Below are 17,330 nucleotides of genomic sequence, written 5' to 3'. Positions count from 1 at the left end.
TGCACTTGTGTTGCTGACCCGCTAATTCCTAGTTTATACACAAAGAAACAGAAAATAACAGTCACTTTCAGCCGGGATAAAAGTTCATTGCAGGTTTTAACCGTGCCCAATCTTCGGACATTTATTGACAATTATAGGGAAACTCAGGTACTATAATGCTCCATTAATTATCAAATTAAATGCTATCTTTTGAGATCGAAATTCAACAAAAAATCCCGCAGCTTAACGCAAGCGAGCGATGGCGACTGCTAATTTTATTAAAAATCTTGAGCTATCAACTGGCAAAATTCTCTAAATTTATCGAATTTAATCGGTTTGTTGATAAGTTGGCAGATTCAGAAATCCCTTCAACATTGGAGAAGCGACATTTACTCGGACGCTCCGAAATCCTGCCCCAGCAAGTTGGTTCGTAAAAACGAGCATCTCCGCGTCTGTCAGCATCAAAACTAATCTGTACTGTATCAAATTCTACTAAATTCTTCAACTAAATCGGTTAACGTTACTTACGATCGTTCGAGGAAAATGTCTGAAACCATCTAGAATTAAACATCCATGCGCTTAGAGCAGCTTCAAGCATTTCTTTCGGTTGCTGAAACCGGGAGCTTTCAGCAAGCGGCCCGGAAGTGCGGCGTGACTCAATCGACTATTAGCCGTCAAGTGCAGGGACTCGAAGCGGAAGTGGGTTTGTCGCTGTTTCACCGTGCGGGAAGCGCGAAGCTGACTGTGGGAGGGGAACGCCTGTTGCCTCACGCTCGCAAAATCTGTCAGACTTGGCGAAATGCTGCGGTCGAATTGGCGGATTTGCTGGCGGGAAAGCAGCCGGAACTGTGCGTGGCTGCGATTCATTCGGTTTGTGCTGCTTATTTGCCGCCTGTGCTGCAAAGGTTTTGTCGCGATTATCCTGAAGTGCAGTTGCGGGTGACTGCGCTGGGGAGCGATCGAGCTCTGAAAGTTCTCAAAGACGGTTTGGTGGACATCGCGGTGGTGATGAACAACCGTTATTTTACTCAAGCTCCAGAAATGTTGGTTGAGGTACTCTACAATGAGCCGATCGAGGTATTGATGGCGGCAAATCATCCCCTGGCCGTGTACGATCGAGTACCTTGGCCGGAATTGATTTGTTACCCGCAAGTGGTGTTTAAGGACGGGTACGGAATGCAGCGGATGGTGCAAGAACAATTTGAACGCATCGGCGCTAAACTTCATGCTGTTTTGGAACTCAACACTCTCGATGCTTTTCGGGGTGTGGTGCGACAGGGAGAATTGATTGCTTTGCTACCGCATTCAGCTTTGATTGAGGCCCAGGGCGATCGCACTTTAGCAATTCGGCCCATCGTCGCCAAACAAAGTGCAAATCCCCAAGTTTCGACGATCCTCTTCGAGGGCTTCGGTAACGGACAATCGGCGATCGATCCAGCTTGGACTCGCGAAGTGGTATTGGTGACAACTCACGATCGAATGCAAATTCCGCCGATCGCCCATTTCTGGAATCTGGTACGCGAATTTGTACCACCATTGGATGTCATCAAGCTCGGAAAATTAGGGAATTAATTCGCGAGTTATCAGTTTTTTTTGTTGACTGTTGTCTGTTGACTGTTGACTGTTGACTGTTGTCTCTTCTCTTTCTAATAACAAATAACAAATAACAAATAACAAATAACAAATAACAAATAACCAATAACCAATAACCAACTACAAGAATTATGAGTGACCAATTTAGAGAATTGCTGCGAAAAATTGGCAGCGGAATACACACAGGAGAAAACTTAACTCGCCAGGAAGCAGCAGCAGCCACGCGGATGATGCTGCTGCAAGAAGCCACACCAGCTCAAATTGGAGCTTTTATGATTTCCCACCGCATCAAACGGCCCACCGGCGAAGAATTAGCCGGAATGCTAGATGCCTATGAAGAATTGGGGCCCATGCTTGCCCCCCCAAACCGAGAAAAAGGGTTTGCAGTTTCTAGCGTCGCCGTGTTTGGTGTAGCTTACGACGGGCGATCGCGCACCGCTCCAATTAGCCCCATAACCGCCCTAATTTTAGCCGCCTCTGGCGTGCCAAGCGTCATGCACGGCGGCGATGTCATGCCAACCAAAGAAGGCATTCCCCTGATAGAAATTTGGCGCGGTTTGGGAGTAGACTGGACAAAACTTAGTTTAGAAAAAGTCCAGCAAGTTTTTGACAGTACCGGTTTAGGTTTTGTCTACCTTCCCAAGCATTTTCCTCAAGCCACCGCTTTAGTGCCCTACCGCCGCGAAATCGGCAAAAGGCCGCCTTTTTCGACAATGGAGTTGATGTGGTGTCCCTGCGCCGGCGACGTTAACGTCATCTCTGGCTACGTGCACCCGCCGACAGAAGCTATGTTTCAAAAAGCCTTTGAATTGCGGGGAGTCAAAAATTATACCACAGTCAAAGGATTGGAGGGAAGCTGCGACTTGCCGCGCGATCGTACTGCAATTATCGGCATTGCTAGGCCGGATACTGAGTTTGAGCGAGTGCTTTTGGCCCACGGAGATTACGGTTTCAGCAACACAAATCCCGCCTTTGAATCCGAGGAAGACTTACTCAAACAAATCCAGGAAGTGTTGCTAGGCAAACCCTCAGAATTGATGCAGTCAGCTATCTGGAACGGCGGCTTTTATCTGTGGCGCAGCGGGGTTTGTTTAGAGATAAACTCGGGTTTGATTGAAGCAGAAACTTTATTGAGCAGCGGTCAAGTCATGCAAAAACTTGAGGAAGTTAGCAAAGCAATTTGTGCTTTAATTTGAGAATGAATCATGAGGTTTTGTGCTAATGACTATTGACAGTTAACAGTTAACGGTTGACAGTTAACTAATGACTACTGACTACTGACTACTGACTAATGACTAATGACTAACCATCAAATTGCTGTAATTGTACTCGCAGGCGGTCAAAGTTCGCGCATGGGGACGGATAAAGCTTTGCTGGAAATTGAGGGTAAAAGCCTGTTGCAGCGGGCGTTAGAGGTTGCAGCATCCGTAACGCCACAAGTGTATGTTTTGACTGCTTGGCCCGATCGCTATCGATCGACCTTAACCGAACAATCCCAATTTCTGCTAGAGTACAATCCGGGCTCCGGGCCCTTAGTTGCATTGACTCAGGGATTGACAGAAATTCCCGCCGACTGGATTTTACTATTAGCTTGCGATTTGCCCTTATTAGAACCCCAAATTATTCAAAATTGGGCGAGTCAGCTAACTGCTATTCCCCAATCAACCCTAGCAATTGTCCCTTATCAAAACTCGCGCTGGGAACCTTTGTGCGGATTCTACCGCCAACAATCTCTCGCCAGTTTGCAAAGTTTTATTGAAAAAGGGGGACGTTCCTTTCAAAAATGGTTAAATCAAATCCAAGCAATCCCTCTACCTGTAGGGGAACGAGAAGCAATAATGTTATCGAATTGCAACACATTAGAAGAGTTTGAGCAATTAAAAGATAAAATGAGTAACGGTTGACTGTTGGCTGTTGGCTGTTGACTGTTGACTGTTGGCTGTTGACTGTTGACTGTTGGTTCTAATTCCGAATTACCAATTCCGACTGACTACTGCCAACTAAGAGGGCGGGCACGGGGACACCGCCCCTACCAACTAACTAATGACTAATGACTAATGACTAATGACTACTGCCAACTGACTATTGACTAATTAAATGATTAACGAATACTGGTTACTCGATCGCAATATAACATTTCTCAATCACGGCTCCTTTGGGGCTTGTCCGATTCCCGTACTCGAAGCGCAAATTAGTTTCAGAGAACAACTCGAAAGAGAACCTTTGCGCTTTTTAATGCGAGAATTTGAACCGCTGTTAGATAATGCCAGAAATCAGTTAGCCGCATTTATCGGCGCGGGTGAAGAAGATTTAGCCTTTGTGCCGAATGCTACAACGGGAATAAATGCTGTTTTGCGATCGCTCACTTTTGCTCCGGGCGACGAATTGCTAACCACAAATCAGGAATACAACGCCTGCCGCAACACACTTGATTTTATAGCAGAGCGCACAGGTGCTAAAGTAATAGTAGCAGAAATTCCATTTCCCATTGAATCGCCCCAACAAATTATTGAAGCAATAATTAAGTGCATTTCTGCTAAAACAAAAATTGCCTTATTAGACCACATAGTCAGCCAAACTGGCTTAATATTTCCCATCAAACAGTTAGTCGGCGAGTTAGAAAATCGCGGCGTAGATGTATTGGTAGACGGAGCACACGCGCCGGGAATGGTAGCGCTCAATTTAGCAGAAATTGGCGCAACTTACTACACGGGAAATTGCCACAAATGGCTGTGCGCGCCGAAAGGTGCAGCTTTTCTGTACGTGCGACGAGACAAACAAGATAGCATTCGGCCAACTACCATCAGTCACGGCGCTAACTCGCCGCGCACTGATAAATCGCGCTTTCAATTAGAATTTGACTGGATGGGAACAGTCGATCCGAGTCCCTATTTGTGCGTACCCGTAGCTATTGATTTTATGGGTTCTTTGTTGAAGGGTGGCTGGCCAGAATTGATGGCAAAAAATCATACTTTAGCGTTAGCCGGAAGAAAAATATTGGCCGATAAATTAGATTTGCCACTACCTTGTCCCGATGAAATGGTAGGTTCAATGGCAGTTGTACCGCTGGCTGATGAAAAATCTGATGCGGTTGCAAAAGGCGGAATTGCACCTTTGCAAGAGGCGCTGTGGCAGATTTTTAAAATTGAAGTTCCCGTGATTCCTTGGCCCGATTCTAGCAAGCGGTTGGTAAGGATTTCCGCTCAGTTTTACAATACTTTGCCGCAATATGAATATTTGGCTAAGGCGCTGGTTGAGCTGACAAGTGATGGGTTAACCGCAGATTTCAAGCGTACAGACACTGATGAAACCAGATAATTTAATCGCTTTTTAAAAGGGATGAGCATGGGATCTCCGGGCGATACAAACTGTTAATCCAAGCCTATTGGAATATAATAAGTAGAAAGGCGTAAATATTTGTAGTTGGGATGAGGCAGGAGTCAGGAGACAGAATGCAGGAGGGATTGGGGTTTGAGCCTCATTTATCTTTCTTAACACAGTTGTGTTTTTCCCCACCGACTTACTTATAGCCAAACTTGCATTTCCCCAGCCCAAACAAACCAAATGCAAAAAAGGAGAATTCAATGTCAAATGCGATGATGGTAATTTATCCCTATCGCGAACAGTACACCTGGGTTTTTGACGACGAGCGAGTCGGACTTGTCCGAGAACCGTTTGTTCAGGGCGTACCCCAGATGATTGAAGCACTCGTCGCAGAGATTCCCAATGCCTATGGAGGTTTCCGACTTTTATTCTCTGCTAATCCATTTCCCGGATATTAAGCAGAAATGGTGTGGTTTAAAACAGAATACGGCGGTAACTGGTATCGCTGGGAAGCAAAAAATCTTGAAGGCTGGCTTTGTCCGGCGTTGTTCAAATACTTTATAGAAGCACCGCCCAAGTTTTACTGTCAAGCTGAAAAACTACAATAATTAACAGCAAGTCTATGAAAAACTTGTCAATATTTAAACGCAATTTTGTTAAACCAGTCGATCGCGAAACTCGAAAAAAGCCTAAAATAGTCCTGTATGTATTTTGGACACTTTTGCTGATTTTCACGGCAGCCATCTCCGCAGGAATCGGAGCAATGACCGCCCTCTTCGCCCCCGTGGAACCGCAATTTATTAGTAGAGTCCTAGACGCTGCGGGCTTTAACTACAAATCATCCAACTCTTCTGGATACCGCCTGTCGCGGCCTGTTAATATCTTGATTATGGGAATTGACCGTGTACCAGAAACCGCTGCAAATTCACCTAAAATTTTTGAAGGTCGAAGCGATACAATACTCGTATTTCACCTCGACCCTAGAGATAAATCTATTAGTTTGGTTTCAGTTCCGCGAGATACTAAAGTCCAAATTCCCGGAATTCGTTTTAGCAAAATTAACGAAGCTAATGCTAGAGGAGGAGCGGCTTTGGCGACGCGATTGGTTAGCACTATCTTGAACAATGTGACAATAGAAAGATACGTGCGAGTCAGCAACGGTGCGTTTCGGGAATTAGTCGATTTGTTAGGAGGAGTTGAGGTATTTGTACCTCGGGCGATGTCCTATACAGATACGACCCAAAAGTTAAAAATAAACTTAGCACAGGGATGGCAAATTCTCAACGGAGAACAAGCAGAACAATTTGCTCGATTTCGCAACGACGGTTTAGGAGATATCGGCCGCATTCAGCGACAACAATCTTTAATTCAAGCTATTCTCAACAGCCTCAAAAGTCCTTCTGTATTGGTGCGTTTGCCGGAAATTGTACGATTGATGCAAAAATATGTGGATACAAATCTAAATTTTGAGGAAATTTTGACGCTGACAAGTTTTGGTTTGCAATTGGAGCGAGATAATTTTAAGATGGTGATGTTACCCGGACGTTCTAGCTCAGGACAAGGGGATTTGAGGAGTTATTGGATTTTAGATGCTGCGGGGCGCGATCGCATTATGACACAATATTTCCAGCAAGTAGTGCCAGATTTTGCCCAAGGGCAATTTCCCAATTCCAGCGAGTCAGTTTCCCCCACTAACCTTAAAATCTCCGTCCAAAACGCTTCTAGCAAACCGACAACCGCCAAAAGCGTTGCTGAATTTCTCCGAAAAAATGGCTTTTCTAATGTATCTGTAGTCAAAGATTGGCCCGACAAGCAGCGTCAAAGTCAAATTATTGTCCAGAAAGGCGATTTAGCCGCTGCAAATCAACTGCAAAAAGTGCTAGGCGACGGTAAAATAGAAGCATCATCTACTGGTGAAATAGATTCGGATTTGACACTTCGCGTCGGCGAAGATTGGGTAAAGCGATTTTAATTAGTCATTAGTCAGTAGTCATTAGTCAGTAGTCAGTAGTCATTAGTTGTTAGTTGTTAGTTGTTAGTTGTTAGTAGGGAGAGGAGACGGCAGTGCCGTGTCCCTACAATTGATTGCAGTAGGGACACGGCACTGCCGTCTCCTCTATATTATTCCGGCGCAGCCAGAATTGATATTAGTTGTTAGTTGTTAGTTGTTAGTTGTCAACAGTTAACAATGCCCAATGCCCCATTCCCAATTCCCCATTCCCCATCATTATGAAAAGTGTATCCCGAATTTTCCTGAGCCTGATTTTCAGTTTAGTGTTGGCTTTTGGATGGGTGCTGCTGAGTGCTACTCCTGCATTGGCGCTGCCGAAACTTAATATTAATTACACAAATATTGATTTGTCCGATCGCGATTTTTCCAATTCTGACTTAGCGGGCGGAACATTCGTCGCTTCTGAAATGCGGAGAACCAACTTTCAAGGCGCTGATTTAAGCAATGCGATTTTGACTAAAGGAGTTTTGCTAAATGCCAACTTGTCAGGCGCTAATCTATCGGGTTCTTTAGCAGATAGAGTTACATTTGACGGCGCTAATTTGACTAATGTTAATTTCACCGAAGCAATTATGACACGAACTCGGTTTTTTGATGCTGCAATTTCCGGCGCTGATTTTACTGACGCGATTATCGATGCTTATCAAGTGAATGTCCTCTGCGAAACTGCAGATGGTGTGAATCCTGTGACGGGAGTTTCTACGCGAGAAAGTTTGGGATGTCCGTAGAAAGTTACGATTGCAGTAATTATGCGTTGGGGCGAGAAACTGGGTTTCTACGAGTTTTTTGGTTGAGTGACGCAAAATCTACAAAGAAACCCGGTTTCTGAATATCGCGTTGGGGCGATAAACCGGGTTTCTACGAGTTTTTTGATTGAGTGACACAAAATCTACAAAGAAACCCGGTTTCTGAATACCTCGTCGGGGCTAACTGTTGCTTCTATCGATTGCTACAAATGCCTGTATTCGCAGCAGTAACTACCAAATCTGAATTCAACAGCAAATCTAAATCAGTGTCGGGATTAACAGCATACAAATCCACTTTATCTTTACCCAAAAATACCCCGACTAAAGTCCCGATTCCTGCACCGCCTAACACCTCTTCAGTTGCGATCGCCCGATCGCCCGTAACTCCCGCAATCGCGGCCGCCGCTGCTGCACCCAAAGCCGTATTCTTAATCAAATTTCCCACATTCACGCCCTTAGTCACAGTTTCTTTGCGAGTAATCACTTGCGAAGTAGCATTCAAAGGTACTCTGTTACCGTTGATGATACTTAATTCTTGGGCCACAAACTGAACGCCTGCAGTAGTCGATCGCAATTCGCCACTAATTTTAGACCCTTCGGGTATCAAAACTTTGCCATTATTCCCCGCGATATCCGAAGCAACAGTCAGCGTAATCGGAGACTTGTCATTGGGGCCTAGCAAAATCTTGCCTTTGGGATACTCGATGGGAATAGTCACCCCGCTAGGAATTTTCACAGCAACACTCTGGCCAATATCAGCCTTAGCAATGTAAGGAGAATTAATTGCTCTTGCTTGATTGGTACTGACTAACGCTTGATAGATAAAAGCAGCTACTTCAGCCCGCGTCGCTGACTGGTTTGGTTTGAGAGATTTAGGATTGGGATAGCTGACAACCAATTCTTTTTCAGTCGCAGCAGCAACACTTTTGACAGCATAACTTTGGATCTGATCCGCATCATTGTAGTAGCTGAGAACATCTTGAAAATTGCAAGTAGGTTCATAGCCAAGTCCGTTATTTAAAGCGACTACAACTTGCACGCGAGGAATTTGCTGCATTGGCCTGAAAACATTACCGGGATAGCCAGACATCCATCCCATTTCGTATGCTTCGGCGATCGCCCCCTTGGCCCAAAAATTCGACGGAACATCGGTAAAACCTACAGCAGCGCGGGTTTTTGCCTTGTTGACAGAACGAATCATTGCCGCAAATTCAGCCCGCGTTACGGGTGCATCCGGGCGGAAAGTGCGATCGGGAAAACCTTTTATAATGCCCCTTTCTGACAAATCTTGAATAAAGTCTTTTGCCCAATAGTTATTACTAACATCCGAAAAAGCTGTCTGAGCAAAAGCAGGCGCGGGTGCTAGCAGTGGCGCTGCAGTTCCAGCAACGGTTCCCAAGGTTAATAAAACAGATGTGCCGAATTTAATGCGGTGAAATACAGACATTTTTGATTCTCCAATTTACACAAGTTTTTTATTAAGGATAAGTAAGCTTATTTTAGGCTGATTGATTCTCGCCTAACTTACTCTTTTCCTCGGCTATGTAATCATTATGGAATGCTTTTATTTGTGGTGAGGGGAAGATAGGGTCTTTTAAAATAAATATTTTGAGACCGATGTGTAGATTTAAAAATGCTTAAACTCCTTAAAAGCCTTATGTTCCCTATCTCCCTTATCTACCTTAAACTTATAACGGTTATTTGACCGGATCTGATATGAGTTGAAGGAAAGGCAGATTAGTCTGAGAAACAGCCAGTGGCAAGAAACCGGGTTTTTCAGGCATCTACTTCGTTGCAGCCAGCAGTTAGCCAAAAATCCCGGTTTCTGGATTAGCAGTGCGTCCTAGACTAGACTAATGACTGCTGACTAATGACCGATCGCCAGTAGCGGTTCCCAACTTGTCACATCTTCAAATAAATATTGATAGCCCGCTGCGTTGGGATGGATACCGTCTGCCGTCAGACAAGAACGCCACCAAATATTACCGCGATCGATCCATTTATCAAAAATATCTAAATAGGGAATTCCCCGCAACTGACAAGCTAATTTCGTTGCTTCTTTATAGCGATACTGGTCTGCATGATTGTAGTACAAACAATCTTGAAAAGGCATTTTGCTTTCATCCACCGGCACCATCCCCACAAAAATCACCGGACAAAGTTGTTGGGATAGGTTTAATAAATTATCCAAAACAGTTTTAAAATGTTCAAAATCGGTATAACTGCGCCCGGTAGGCGACTGCACTCTCGCCGTATCGTTTAAACCGACGGAAAGAATAATCGCATCGGGGACGCGGTTTCTGAGCTCGCCTCGGTGGCGAAACTCGTTTTCGAGGCGCTGGGCGACTTGATAGGTGCGATCGCCCCGAACCCCCAAATTGTATAAAACGTGTCCTGCACTGTCCGGTAACATCCACTGGCGCCGCAATCTTTCTACCCAACCACCGCCTACGCCGTCGCCAAAACCATAGATTAAACTGTCGCCGAAAGCAACCAATTTGAGGGGACGAGAATTTACCCGATGCAAGTGACCAAAGGAATAGCCTGTTGCTGCCTGCATAAGCGATACTCAGTTAGTAATTTATGAATCTTGACATACTAGACTAGAATGTAACATTAGATAAACTAGGTAATTTCGATGATTAAGCGTCCAACCTTCGATTCAACTCAGTTAACCCGTCGGGCAGAAGAGTTGATCGGTGCTGCATCCAACCGCTATCGGATTACGGTGCAGGTGGCGAACCGCGCCAAACGCCGCCGCTATGAAGATTTTGACAATGACGACACTCAAATGATGAAACCTGTAATGCGGGCGATATTTGAGATGTCGGATGAAATGACTCAGCCGGAAATTATCGGAGATATCTAGACTTGGCAAGTTTTGAGTTTTGAGTGGTGAATATCCAGCAATTTTTGTTCGCTCAAAACTCAAAACTTTCTCAAACTAGATTGGCCCGCTAGGGTAAAAAATCCGTTTATTTTCGGTACGCAAGGGTTCGAGAAATATATACACAAGCGAGGGGGACGATCGCACTCCTAAGAAACTATTTTTCTCAAATCGGGATTCTCCCAACGGGGTTGATTTTCGGAAATCATAAAATTAGAAACTAGGAGATATGTTGGCAGGTAAGTTGAGGAAAATATTCTATTTTTAAAATTGTCAAAACCGTGAAGAAGAAATTAAAGCTGGGCTTGAGTTTTCTGTTTGTTACTTTGATTGTGGCGATTTTCACGCTTTTGAGTTGGGTATTGGAATCGGGCGAACTGAGTATGTCTGCTTTGGAACCTATGCTGCGGCGGAGTTCTGAGTCTGCGCCGGCGGTGCGGGTTGCTCAACAATCGGGGCCGCTGCAGGTGAGGGCGCAAGATGCGTGGAAGTTTGTGTATGAAAAATTGCCGGATTTGCCGATCGAGAATAACTACATTTCTCAGGAAACTGGAAAAGTAGATCCAAACAATACTTTAGTCGGCCGCTTGATTCGATATCACGTCTTTGTTAAAGGAAGACCGCCGAATTACCGCTTAGATTGGAAGTTGAGTTTAGCTGACTATCTGGGGGCGACTCCCGATTATTTGGTGGAAGACGTGTATCCGGGAAAGGATGTTTTGCGAAAAAATCCGATGGAAGGCGATCGCGCTGCTATTCAAAGTTTAAATCGAACTCAGCGGGATGCTTTGGTTCAAGCTTTGGTTGATGTTTTTACGCAGAGTTCAGGATCGCGGACACCGGCGGCGCGCGAAACACCACAAGGGCGATCGACTTCGCCGGAAATCACGCAGCCGCAGCCGGGAGATGCGAAATTGCTTACACCTTAGTATTTTATTGCCGATCGAATCTAGCTTAAACATCGCCTTTATTTCTTAGTCCGCGCACCATCCGGACTTTGTTTGACTCTTGAGCGGTTTCAACCGCCGAACAATGTCTAAAATCCAAAATCTAAAATCCTTCAATGGTGGAACGTGTAATCAAGACTGGTGTTGGCTGGCGTTTGGGATGGAACCCCGAAGCGCAGGAGTTTCAGGGTTTGGTGGCTGGGGAGGGTTGGGCGATCGAACTCACGGAGGCTGAGTTAAACGATTTTTGCCGATTATTGGGACAGTTAGCCGACACCATGAGTCAAATGGCCTCTGAGTTAATGGATGAGGAAAAAATAGCCATTGAAGCCGAAACAGATTTGTTGTGGCTGGAGGTAGAAGGCTATCCCGAGGCTTACAGCGTGCAGTTGATTTTGAATGCTGGCCGCAGGTGCGAGGGTTTTTGGCCGGCGGCTGCGGTGCCGGGTTTGGTGCAGGCTGCAAAAGTTTTAAAAGTTTTTTGACTTTTTCTGAGATTTCGTGCTATGCTGTTAAAGTTGTCGGGGCGTAGCGCAGCTTGGTAGCGCACTACTTTGGGGTAGTAGGGGTCGTGGGTTCAAATCCCGCCGCTCCGATTGTAATGAAACCTTCTCTTTGAGGAGGTTTTGTTGTTTTTAGCTAAACAGAGGGAATCTCACGCGCGATACCTCTATTCGGGTTGGTGTGGCGATCGATCCGGCGGGTCATTCGATTTTAGATTTGAGATTTGAGATTTTGGATTGATTCCACGGATCGATCGCGTGGCGGGTACCACATGCAGAAATTCTTTGTTACCCGGATTTGGTATTAGATAAAGCGGCGTTGCTCAATCAGGGTATGAAAAAATAAGTTTAACATCCAGAAACTGTGTCGAAAATGGTTTCTATGATATCAATTCCGGCTGCACCGGAATGATAAGCGAGGACACGGCACTGCCGTATCCTCCGTTTCTTTATATCATTCCGATGCTAACGGAATTGATATGACTTGCATATTTTGCCTTGCATACCGTAAATCAGCAACGCCGATACAGCATATTCCATGTAGATGTAGAGAGCCAGAAACCGGGTTTCACAGAACAGAATCAGTAATGATGCGAGAACTGTAAAGAAACCCGGTTAGGAGTGTGTACTTCATAAACCAGGAATACGCTGTATATTTGATGATTCTGTATGCTGATGCGGTTGAAGAAAATTAGAGAATTAATTACTGAGAATTATTAAATTTTAGAGCTAAAAATCCCCAATCTAAAATCTAAAATCGCAAATAAAATGACGCCTGCTAAAGTTTCCTAACAGTACAAAAGCACTTTATAGGAAACCCGCGGGCGTCAAATTTAAGCAACCGTGAATCTTAGAACAAACCCAAGGTGAAAGATTGGTCGATCGGGAAAATAGCACCAATACCCAACCACAGAGTTACCGCAGTTCCAAACAGGAAGACTGCAGTAGCCACAGGGCGGCGGAACGGATTTTGGAATTTGTTAACGCTTTCGATGAACGGAATCAAAATCAAGCCGAGGGGAACAGCGGCCATGCAAGCAATACCCAACAATTTGTTAGGCAAAACGCGCAAAAGTTGGAACACCGGCCACAAATACCATTCCGGTAGAATTTCTAGCGGAGTCGCAAAAGGATTGGCCGGTTCGCCAATCATAGCCGGGTCTAGTACGGCCAAACCTACGCATAGGGAAATTGTTCCCATGATGACTATAGGGAAAACGTAGAGCAAGTCATTGGGCCAAGCTGGTTCGCCGTAATAGTTGTGACCCATGCCCTTAGCGAGCTTAGCGCGTAGCGCCGGATCGCTCAAATCTGGTTTTTTGAGAATAGACATAGTAAGAGTGTTCTCCTTTTATTTTTACCCGGGCTTGGCATCTTGCTGTATTCGTTAGTCTGAATCAGCGGCGCGATCGGGCTGTCAATAAATATCATGAGTGATGAATTCTGAATTTTCAACCCAAAATTCCGCAGGGGGCAAAAAAATATCGCCCCTACAACTCAAAACTTACAACGGGCCCGAAATGCCTTGCTTGCGAATCATCAAGAAGTGAGCCAGCATGAAGACTACAATCAGCCAAGGCAGCACGAAAGTGTGCAAGCTGTAGTAGCGAGTCAAAGTGCCTTGACCGACGCTGACACCGCCGCGTAGAAGTTCTACCAGTAAAGAACCGACAACCGGGATGGCTTCGGGGACACCGGAAACGATTTTAACGGCCCAGTAACCGACTTGATCCCAAGGCAGCGAGTAGCCTGTCACGCCGAAAGAAACGGTGAGGACTGCCAAGATTACTCCTGTCACCCAGGTTAATTCGCGGGGCTTTTTGAAGCCGCCGGTCAGGTAAACCCGGAAAGTGTGCAGAATCATCATCAGTACCATCATGCTGGCAGACCAGCGGTGGATGGAGCGGATCAGCCAGCCGAAGTTGACCTCATTCATCAGGTATTGCACTGAAGAAAAAGCTTCTGCTACCGTTGGACGGTAATAGAAAGTCATGGCGAAGCCGGTGGCAAATTGGATCAAAAAGCAAACTAAGGTAATTCCGCCCAAGCAGTAGAAGATATTGACGTGGGGGGGTACGTACTTAGTGGTGATGTCGTCGGCGAGCGCCTGAATTTCCAGGCGTTCCTCAAACCACTGGTAGGTTTTTGAGTCGGTGATTTGTTTAGAAAACATGGAGCCAGAATTCCTAAAAGAATATTGCTGTGGTTGAGGTAAGCGGGCAGCAGCCACAATGTTTTTTGTCGCCCCGCCCCGAGCAGCTTGCTTTTATTAGCAAATGGCTGAGGCTATTTTAAAATTTGGAGCTTGCGAAAGGAACTCTGCATTGTGCGATCGCCCGCGAGCGCTGGGAAATTCAGCGGTCGCTTGTTCCTGCTCGCTGGCGTTGCCCGATCGAATTCCAGACTATGATAAAAAATGTAACATAATTGCTGTGCAGAATTCACGGAGCGATCGCTTTTTTCTTCGCCTCAAATAGCATTTTCTGCAAGCTCAACATCCGCCCCTACTAGGCAGATAGCCAATAACAGGGCCCAAGACCGCAGTCCGGGTCGGTCAGCGACTCTCTGGCTCGTGAGTTTTAATTTTCCTGATAAAACTTCACTAATTTTTACAATTAAATGTTAAATTTAAATACTTTTTTGTTCGCAGCGTACATTTGACGCGGATTTGACGAGTCCTGAATGTCTGGGGGAGAGTTGACCGCGCAAAAGCTTAAAAGCCTACAAATTAAAAATGCAGGAGATGCCATACTTGCCTATCTTTTACACAAAAATCATGCACAGACGAGTTTTTCAGACTGCAATTTTACTATTCCTCCAAGTCGCCCTGGTTCTGGGCGCGTGGACACAGCCTGCGGTGGCCCTAACTTCAGAACAGCAGCTTTTGAGCGAAGCTTGGCGAATTGTCAACCGCTCTTACGTGGACGACAGCTTTAACTCTAAAAACTGGTGGTCGATCCGCCAACAAGCTGTCAAGCAGCCGCTCAACGACAGAGAGCAGACTTACACGGCGATTCAAGGGATGCTGGCCAATCTCGACGATCCTTTTACTCGACTGCTGAAACCAGAACAGTACCGCAGTTTGCAGGTCAACACTTCGGGAGAATTGACTGGTGTGGGGCTGCAAATTGCGATCGACTCCCAGACAAATACCCTGACAGTGGTGGCTCCTTTGGCCGGTTCGCCGGCGGATCGAGCCGGCATTCAACCGCTCGATCGCATTCTGAAAATTGATGGCACTGCCACGTCAGAATTGAGCCTAGACGAGGCAGCAACTCGAATGCGCGGCCGCGCCGGTACTGCTGTCACTTTGACCGTAGGGCGCGAAGGAAGAGACGCTCCTGAAGATATTGAGTTGGTGCGCGATCGGATTGAACTCCACCCGGTTTACGCCGAATTGCAGTCTGGCCCAGACAATTTACCGCTGGGCTACATTCGCTTGAGTCAATTCAGCGCTAATGCTACTGAGGAAGTCGCCGGCGCGATCGACAGTTTGGAAAAACAAGGAGCCGCCGCCTACATTCTCGATTTGCGTAACAATCCGGGCGGATTGTTGCAAGCAGGAATTGAAATTGCGCGTCTGTGGCTCGATTCCGGGACGATCGTCTACACCGTAAACAGACAAGGCATTCTCGGCAGTTTTGAAGCCTATGGAGGGGCTTTGACGGCAGATCCGCTAATTGTTTTGGTCAACAAAGGAACGGCCAGCGCTAGCGAAATTTTGGCTGGTGCGCTGCAAGATAACGGCAGAGCTCAATTGGTCGGAGAAAAGACTTTTGGCAAAGGGCTGATTCAGTCTTTGTTTGATTTGTCTGATGGTTCCGGGTTGGCGGTGACTGTCGCTAGGTACGAGACGCCGAACCACACGGATATTAACAAATTGGGGATTTCGCCCGATCGCGTAGTGCCGCTACAGCCGATTGCGCGCGATCGAATCGGCACCGAAGCAGACTTGCAATATCAAGCTGCACTGGAACTATTGAAGGCAAAAACCGTGATTGCCAAGTCAGCAGTAAGTAGTCAGTAGTCAGTAGTCAGTAGTCATTAGTCCGCAGTCATTAGTCATCAGTCATTAGTCATTAGCTATGACTTCTCACTTGTGGGTTACTAGAAGCAAAATTACAGATTGAGCGATCGATACACTTCGTATCGAAATTAACCAGACTGTCACTAAAAAGTGCTGGGAGACAAACAACTAATGACAAACAACTAATGACAAACAACTAATGACTGATGACTAATGACTAATGACTAATGACTGATGACTAATGACTAATGACTAATGACTGATGACTAATGACTAATGACTAATGACTAATGACTAATGACTAATGACTAATGACTGATGACTAATGACTAATGACTAATGACTACTGACTACTGACTCCCTTAAGGTTAAGGTTGCGGGGTGGAGTCTTCGACTTCTGGTGTCGGGGACTCTTGCAAAATCACCTGACGCTGCTGGGGATCCATTCGATTGCTTTGCTCTTGCATCACAGTTTTAGCAAGACTAGGGTCAAAAGAGCGGTTAAAGTCCGATCGCGACTTATCTACTCGCCCTTGGGTAAGATTGACTTCAGCTTGAATTTCGTGCAACTTTTCTTGCACTGCCCGGAAGTGAGGCAAAAGCTGAATCACAGCAGAAGTCGCACAGACTGAAAGTACAATGTTGACTGCTAACTTAACTCCAGTTTCGGCGGCGAGCGTTTGATGAGGGTAGGAACGCTGGCGCTTGCTGTTGCGACGAGGAGTAACCCGAGGGGGAGTTTTTACAGGACGCAGTGGGGTAACGGTGGGTTGAATTGCTTGCATAATTTTTTTTCAAATACCTGAGACTGAAGTTTTAGAGCACAAACCGTGCAAATTCCGAGCTTAACGCACACCCGCCCCTGTTCGTGACGGTGCCGGCAGCCAAAATTTTTGAGACTGGGTAACGCTTGAGGACGGAATTGCACAATAAAAATGCCTGCCCTTGCAGTTTCCTCTTGCTGACCACAAACAATCTACTCCACGGTGGCAGCAATTGTCTGTAATTTGAAGATTTAACTACTCGGACAGGCATTTTGCGATTCGCGACTGGTGTCTAGAAACTACTTGTACAGTTCAGTTGACAGCCGGAAAGCCAAGATTCCAGGAATCAAAGCAATTACGAGCGCTACGTAGACTTGGGTATCTGTTAAAGACATATTCGGAAAACTCCTTTTCGCGGGCACGAGCTTTCACCAATTTGAGACAAATTGGCACTTTTGGGAATCGTTTGTTACAACTTGAAATATATTTGGTGCGTTTGGGGATGAGTGTCCGAGTGTCCGAGTGTCCGAGATGGGGAGATGGGGAGAT

General features: G+C 45.8%; 19 protein-coding genes and 1 tRNA gene. 14 read left to right on the top strand and 6 right to left on the bottom strand.

Translation table 11 applies throughout. The features are described 5' to 3' along the window. Positions 1 to 179 precede the first annotated feature (179 nt). The 9 genes from QUA97_RS11705 (at position 180) to QUA97_RS11665 (ending at position 7,635) form a co-directional block, all read left to right on the top strand. Positions 180 to 413 (top strand): hypothetical protein, encoded by a 234-nt coding sequence (locus tag QUA97_RS11705; RefSeq protein ID WP_333194671.1) that lies wholly within the window; start codon positions 180 to 182, stop codon positions 411 to 413. A gap of 139 nt (positions 414 to 552) precedes the next feature. Next, positions 553 to 1,551, top strand: coding sequence for a LysR family transcriptional regulator (locus QUA97_RS11700; RefSeq protein ID WP_333087217.1), 999 nt, complete (start codon positions 553 to 555; stop codon positions 1,549 to 1,551). Between the two features lie 152 nt (positions 1,552 to 1,703). After that, positions 1,704 to 2,768, top strand: coding sequence for an anthranilate phosphoribosyltransferase family protein (locus tag QUA97_RS11695; RefSeq protein WP_194068675.1), 1,065 nt, complete (start codon positions 1,704 to 1,706; stop codon positions 2,766 to 2,768). Between the two features lie 102 nt (positions 2,769 to 2,870). Beyond that, the gene (locus tag QUA97_RS11690; RefSeq protein ID WP_194009653.1) at positions 2,871 to 3,476 is read left to right on the top strand and encodes a molybdenum cofactor guanylyltransferase; all 606 of its coding nucleotides are present in this window, start codon (positions 2,871 to 2,873) and stop codon (positions 3,474 to 3,476) included. 193 nt (positions 3,477 to 3,669) lie between these two features. Then, positions 3,670 to 4,890, top strand: a complete 1,221-nt coding sequence (locus QUA97_RS11685) for an aminotransferase class V-fold PLP-dependent enzyme (protein WP_194068679.1) — start codon at positions 3,670 to 3,672, stop codon at positions 4,888 to 4,890. Between the two features lie 266 nt (positions 4,891 to 5,156). Further along, entirely contained in the window at positions 5,157 to 5,354 is a 198-nt protein-coding gene (locus tag QUA97_RS11680; RefSeq protein WP_333194670.1) for a hypothetical protein, read from the top strand. 6 nt (positions 5,355 to 5,360) lie between these two features. Then, positions 5,361 to 5,504: a hypothetical protein gene (locus QUA97_RS11675; protein ID WP_333194669.1), complete on the top strand. Its 144-nt coding sequence runs from the start codon at positions 5,361 to 5,363 to the stop codon at positions 5,502 to 5,504. Positions 5,505 to 5,518: 14 nt separating this feature from the next. Then, positions 5,519 to 6,868: an LCP family protein gene (locus QUA97_RS11670; protein WP_194068682.1), complete on the top strand. Its 1,350-nt coding sequence runs from the start codon at positions 5,519 to 5,521 to the stop codon at positions 6,866 to 6,868. 257 nt (positions 6,869 to 7,125) lie between these two features. Continuing rightward, complete coding sequence (locus QUA97_RS11665) at positions 7,126 to 7,635, top strand: pentapeptide repeat-containing protein (RefSeq protein WP_194071080.1); 510 nt, start codon at positions 7,126 to 7,128, stop codon at positions 7,633 to 7,635. Between the two features lie 211 nt (positions 7,636 to 7,846). Here the strand turns inward: QUA97_RS11665 and QUA97_RS11660 are convergent, their stop codons facing one another. Together QUA97_RS11660 and QUA97_RS11655 are read right to left on the bottom strand one after the other, a co-directional pair. Continuing rightward, positions 7,847 to 9,100 (bottom strand): S-layer homology domain-containing protein, encoded by a 1,254-nt coding sequence (locus tag QUA97_RS11660; RefSeq protein WP_333194668.1) that lies wholly within the window; start codon positions 9,098 to 9,100, stop codon positions 7,847 to 7,849. A 420-nt stretch (positions 9,101 to 9,520) separates the two neighbouring features. Then, positions 9,521 to 10,213, bottom strand: coding sequence for a GDSL-type esterase/lipase family protein (locus tag QUA97_RS11655; protein ID WP_194071082.1), 693 nt, complete (start codon positions 10,211 to 10,213; stop codon positions 9,521 to 9,523). 78 nt (positions 10,214 to 10,291) lie between these two features. On the opposite strand from QUA97_RS11655, the gene QUA97_RS11650 reads away from it, so the two are divergent. The 4 genes from QUA97_RS11650 to QUA97_RS11635 all read left to right on the top strand — a co-directional run bounded on the left by QUA97_RS11650 (position 10,292) and on the right by QUA97_RS11635 (position 12,083). Continuing rightward, positions 10,292 to 10,522, top strand: a complete 231-nt coding sequence (locus tag QUA97_RS11650; RefSeq protein ID WP_194009660.1) for a DNA-directed RNA polymerase subunit omega — start codon at positions 10,292 to 10,294, stop codon at positions 10,520 to 10,522. A gap of 299 nt (positions 10,523 to 10,821) precedes the next feature. Continuing rightward, positions 10,822 to 11,469: a hypothetical protein gene (locus QUA97_RS11645; protein ID WP_194071083.1), complete on the top strand. Its 648-nt coding sequence runs from the start codon at positions 10,822 to 10,824 to the stop codon at positions 11,467 to 11,469. Between the two features lie 134 nt (positions 11,470 to 11,603). Next, positions 11,604 to 11,972: a DUF1818 family protein gene (locus QUA97_RS11640; RefSeq protein WP_194009662.1), complete on the top strand. Its 369-nt coding sequence runs from the start codon at positions 11,604 to 11,606 to the stop codon at positions 11,970 to 11,972. 37 nt (positions 11,973 to 12,009) lie between these two features. Then, positions 12,010 to 12,083: transfer RNA gene (locus QUA97_RS11635), tRNA-Pro, on the top strand. 757 nt (positions 12,084 to 12,840) lie between these two features. Here QUA97_RS11635 and petD read toward each other — a convergent pair. Both petD and petB read right to left on the bottom strand, forming a co-directional pair. Next, complete coding sequence (gene petD / locus QUA97_RS11630; protein ID WP_194071084.1) at positions 12,841 to 13,323, bottom strand: cytochrome b6-f complex subunit IV; 483 nt, start codon at positions 13,321 to 13,323, stop codon at positions 12,841 to 12,843. Positions 13,324 to 13,494: 171 nt separating this feature from the next. Next, the gene (gene petB / locus QUA97_RS11625) at positions 13,495 to 14,163 is read right to left on the bottom strand and encodes a cytochrome b6 (protein WP_194013049.1); all 669 of its coding nucleotides are present in this window, start codon (positions 14,161 to 14,163) and stop codon (positions 13,495 to 13,497) included. Positions 14,164 to 14,766: 603 nt separating this feature from the next. On the opposite strand from petB, the gene ctpA reads away from it, so the two are divergent. Further along, on the top strand, positions 14,767 to 16,017 hold the full coding sequence (ctpA, locus tag QUA97_RS11620; protein ID WP_333194667.1) for a carboxyl-terminal processing protease CtpA: 1,251 nt from the start codon (positions 14,767 to 14,769) through the stop codon (positions 16,015 to 16,017). Positions 16,018 to 16,385: 368 nt separating this feature from the next. On the opposite strand, the gene QUA97_RS11615 is transcribed toward ctpA, so the two are convergent. Continuing rightward, positions 16,386 to 16,802: a hypothetical protein gene (locus QUA97_RS11615; protein ID WP_194071086.1), complete on the bottom strand. Its 417-nt coding sequence runs from the start codon at positions 16,800 to 16,802 to the stop codon at positions 16,386 to 16,388. Between the two features lie 278 nt (positions 16,803 to 17,080). Then, entirely contained in the window at positions 17,081 to 17,176 is a 96-nt protein-coding gene (gene psaM, locus QUA97_RS11610; protein ID WP_015174804.1) for a photosystem I reaction center subunit XII, read from the bottom strand. Between the last annotated feature and the right edge of the window lie 154 nt (positions 17,177 to 17,330).

Source organism: Microcoleus sp. CZ3-B2, assembly GCF_036705055.1.
In the GTDB taxonomy this organism is placed as follows: Bacteria; Cyanobacteriota; Cyanobacteriia; order Cyanobacteriales; family Microcoleaceae; genus Microcoleus.
Note: the sequence above shows the minus strand (reverse complement) of the source record. Positions and strands in the feature narration are given on the sequence as shown.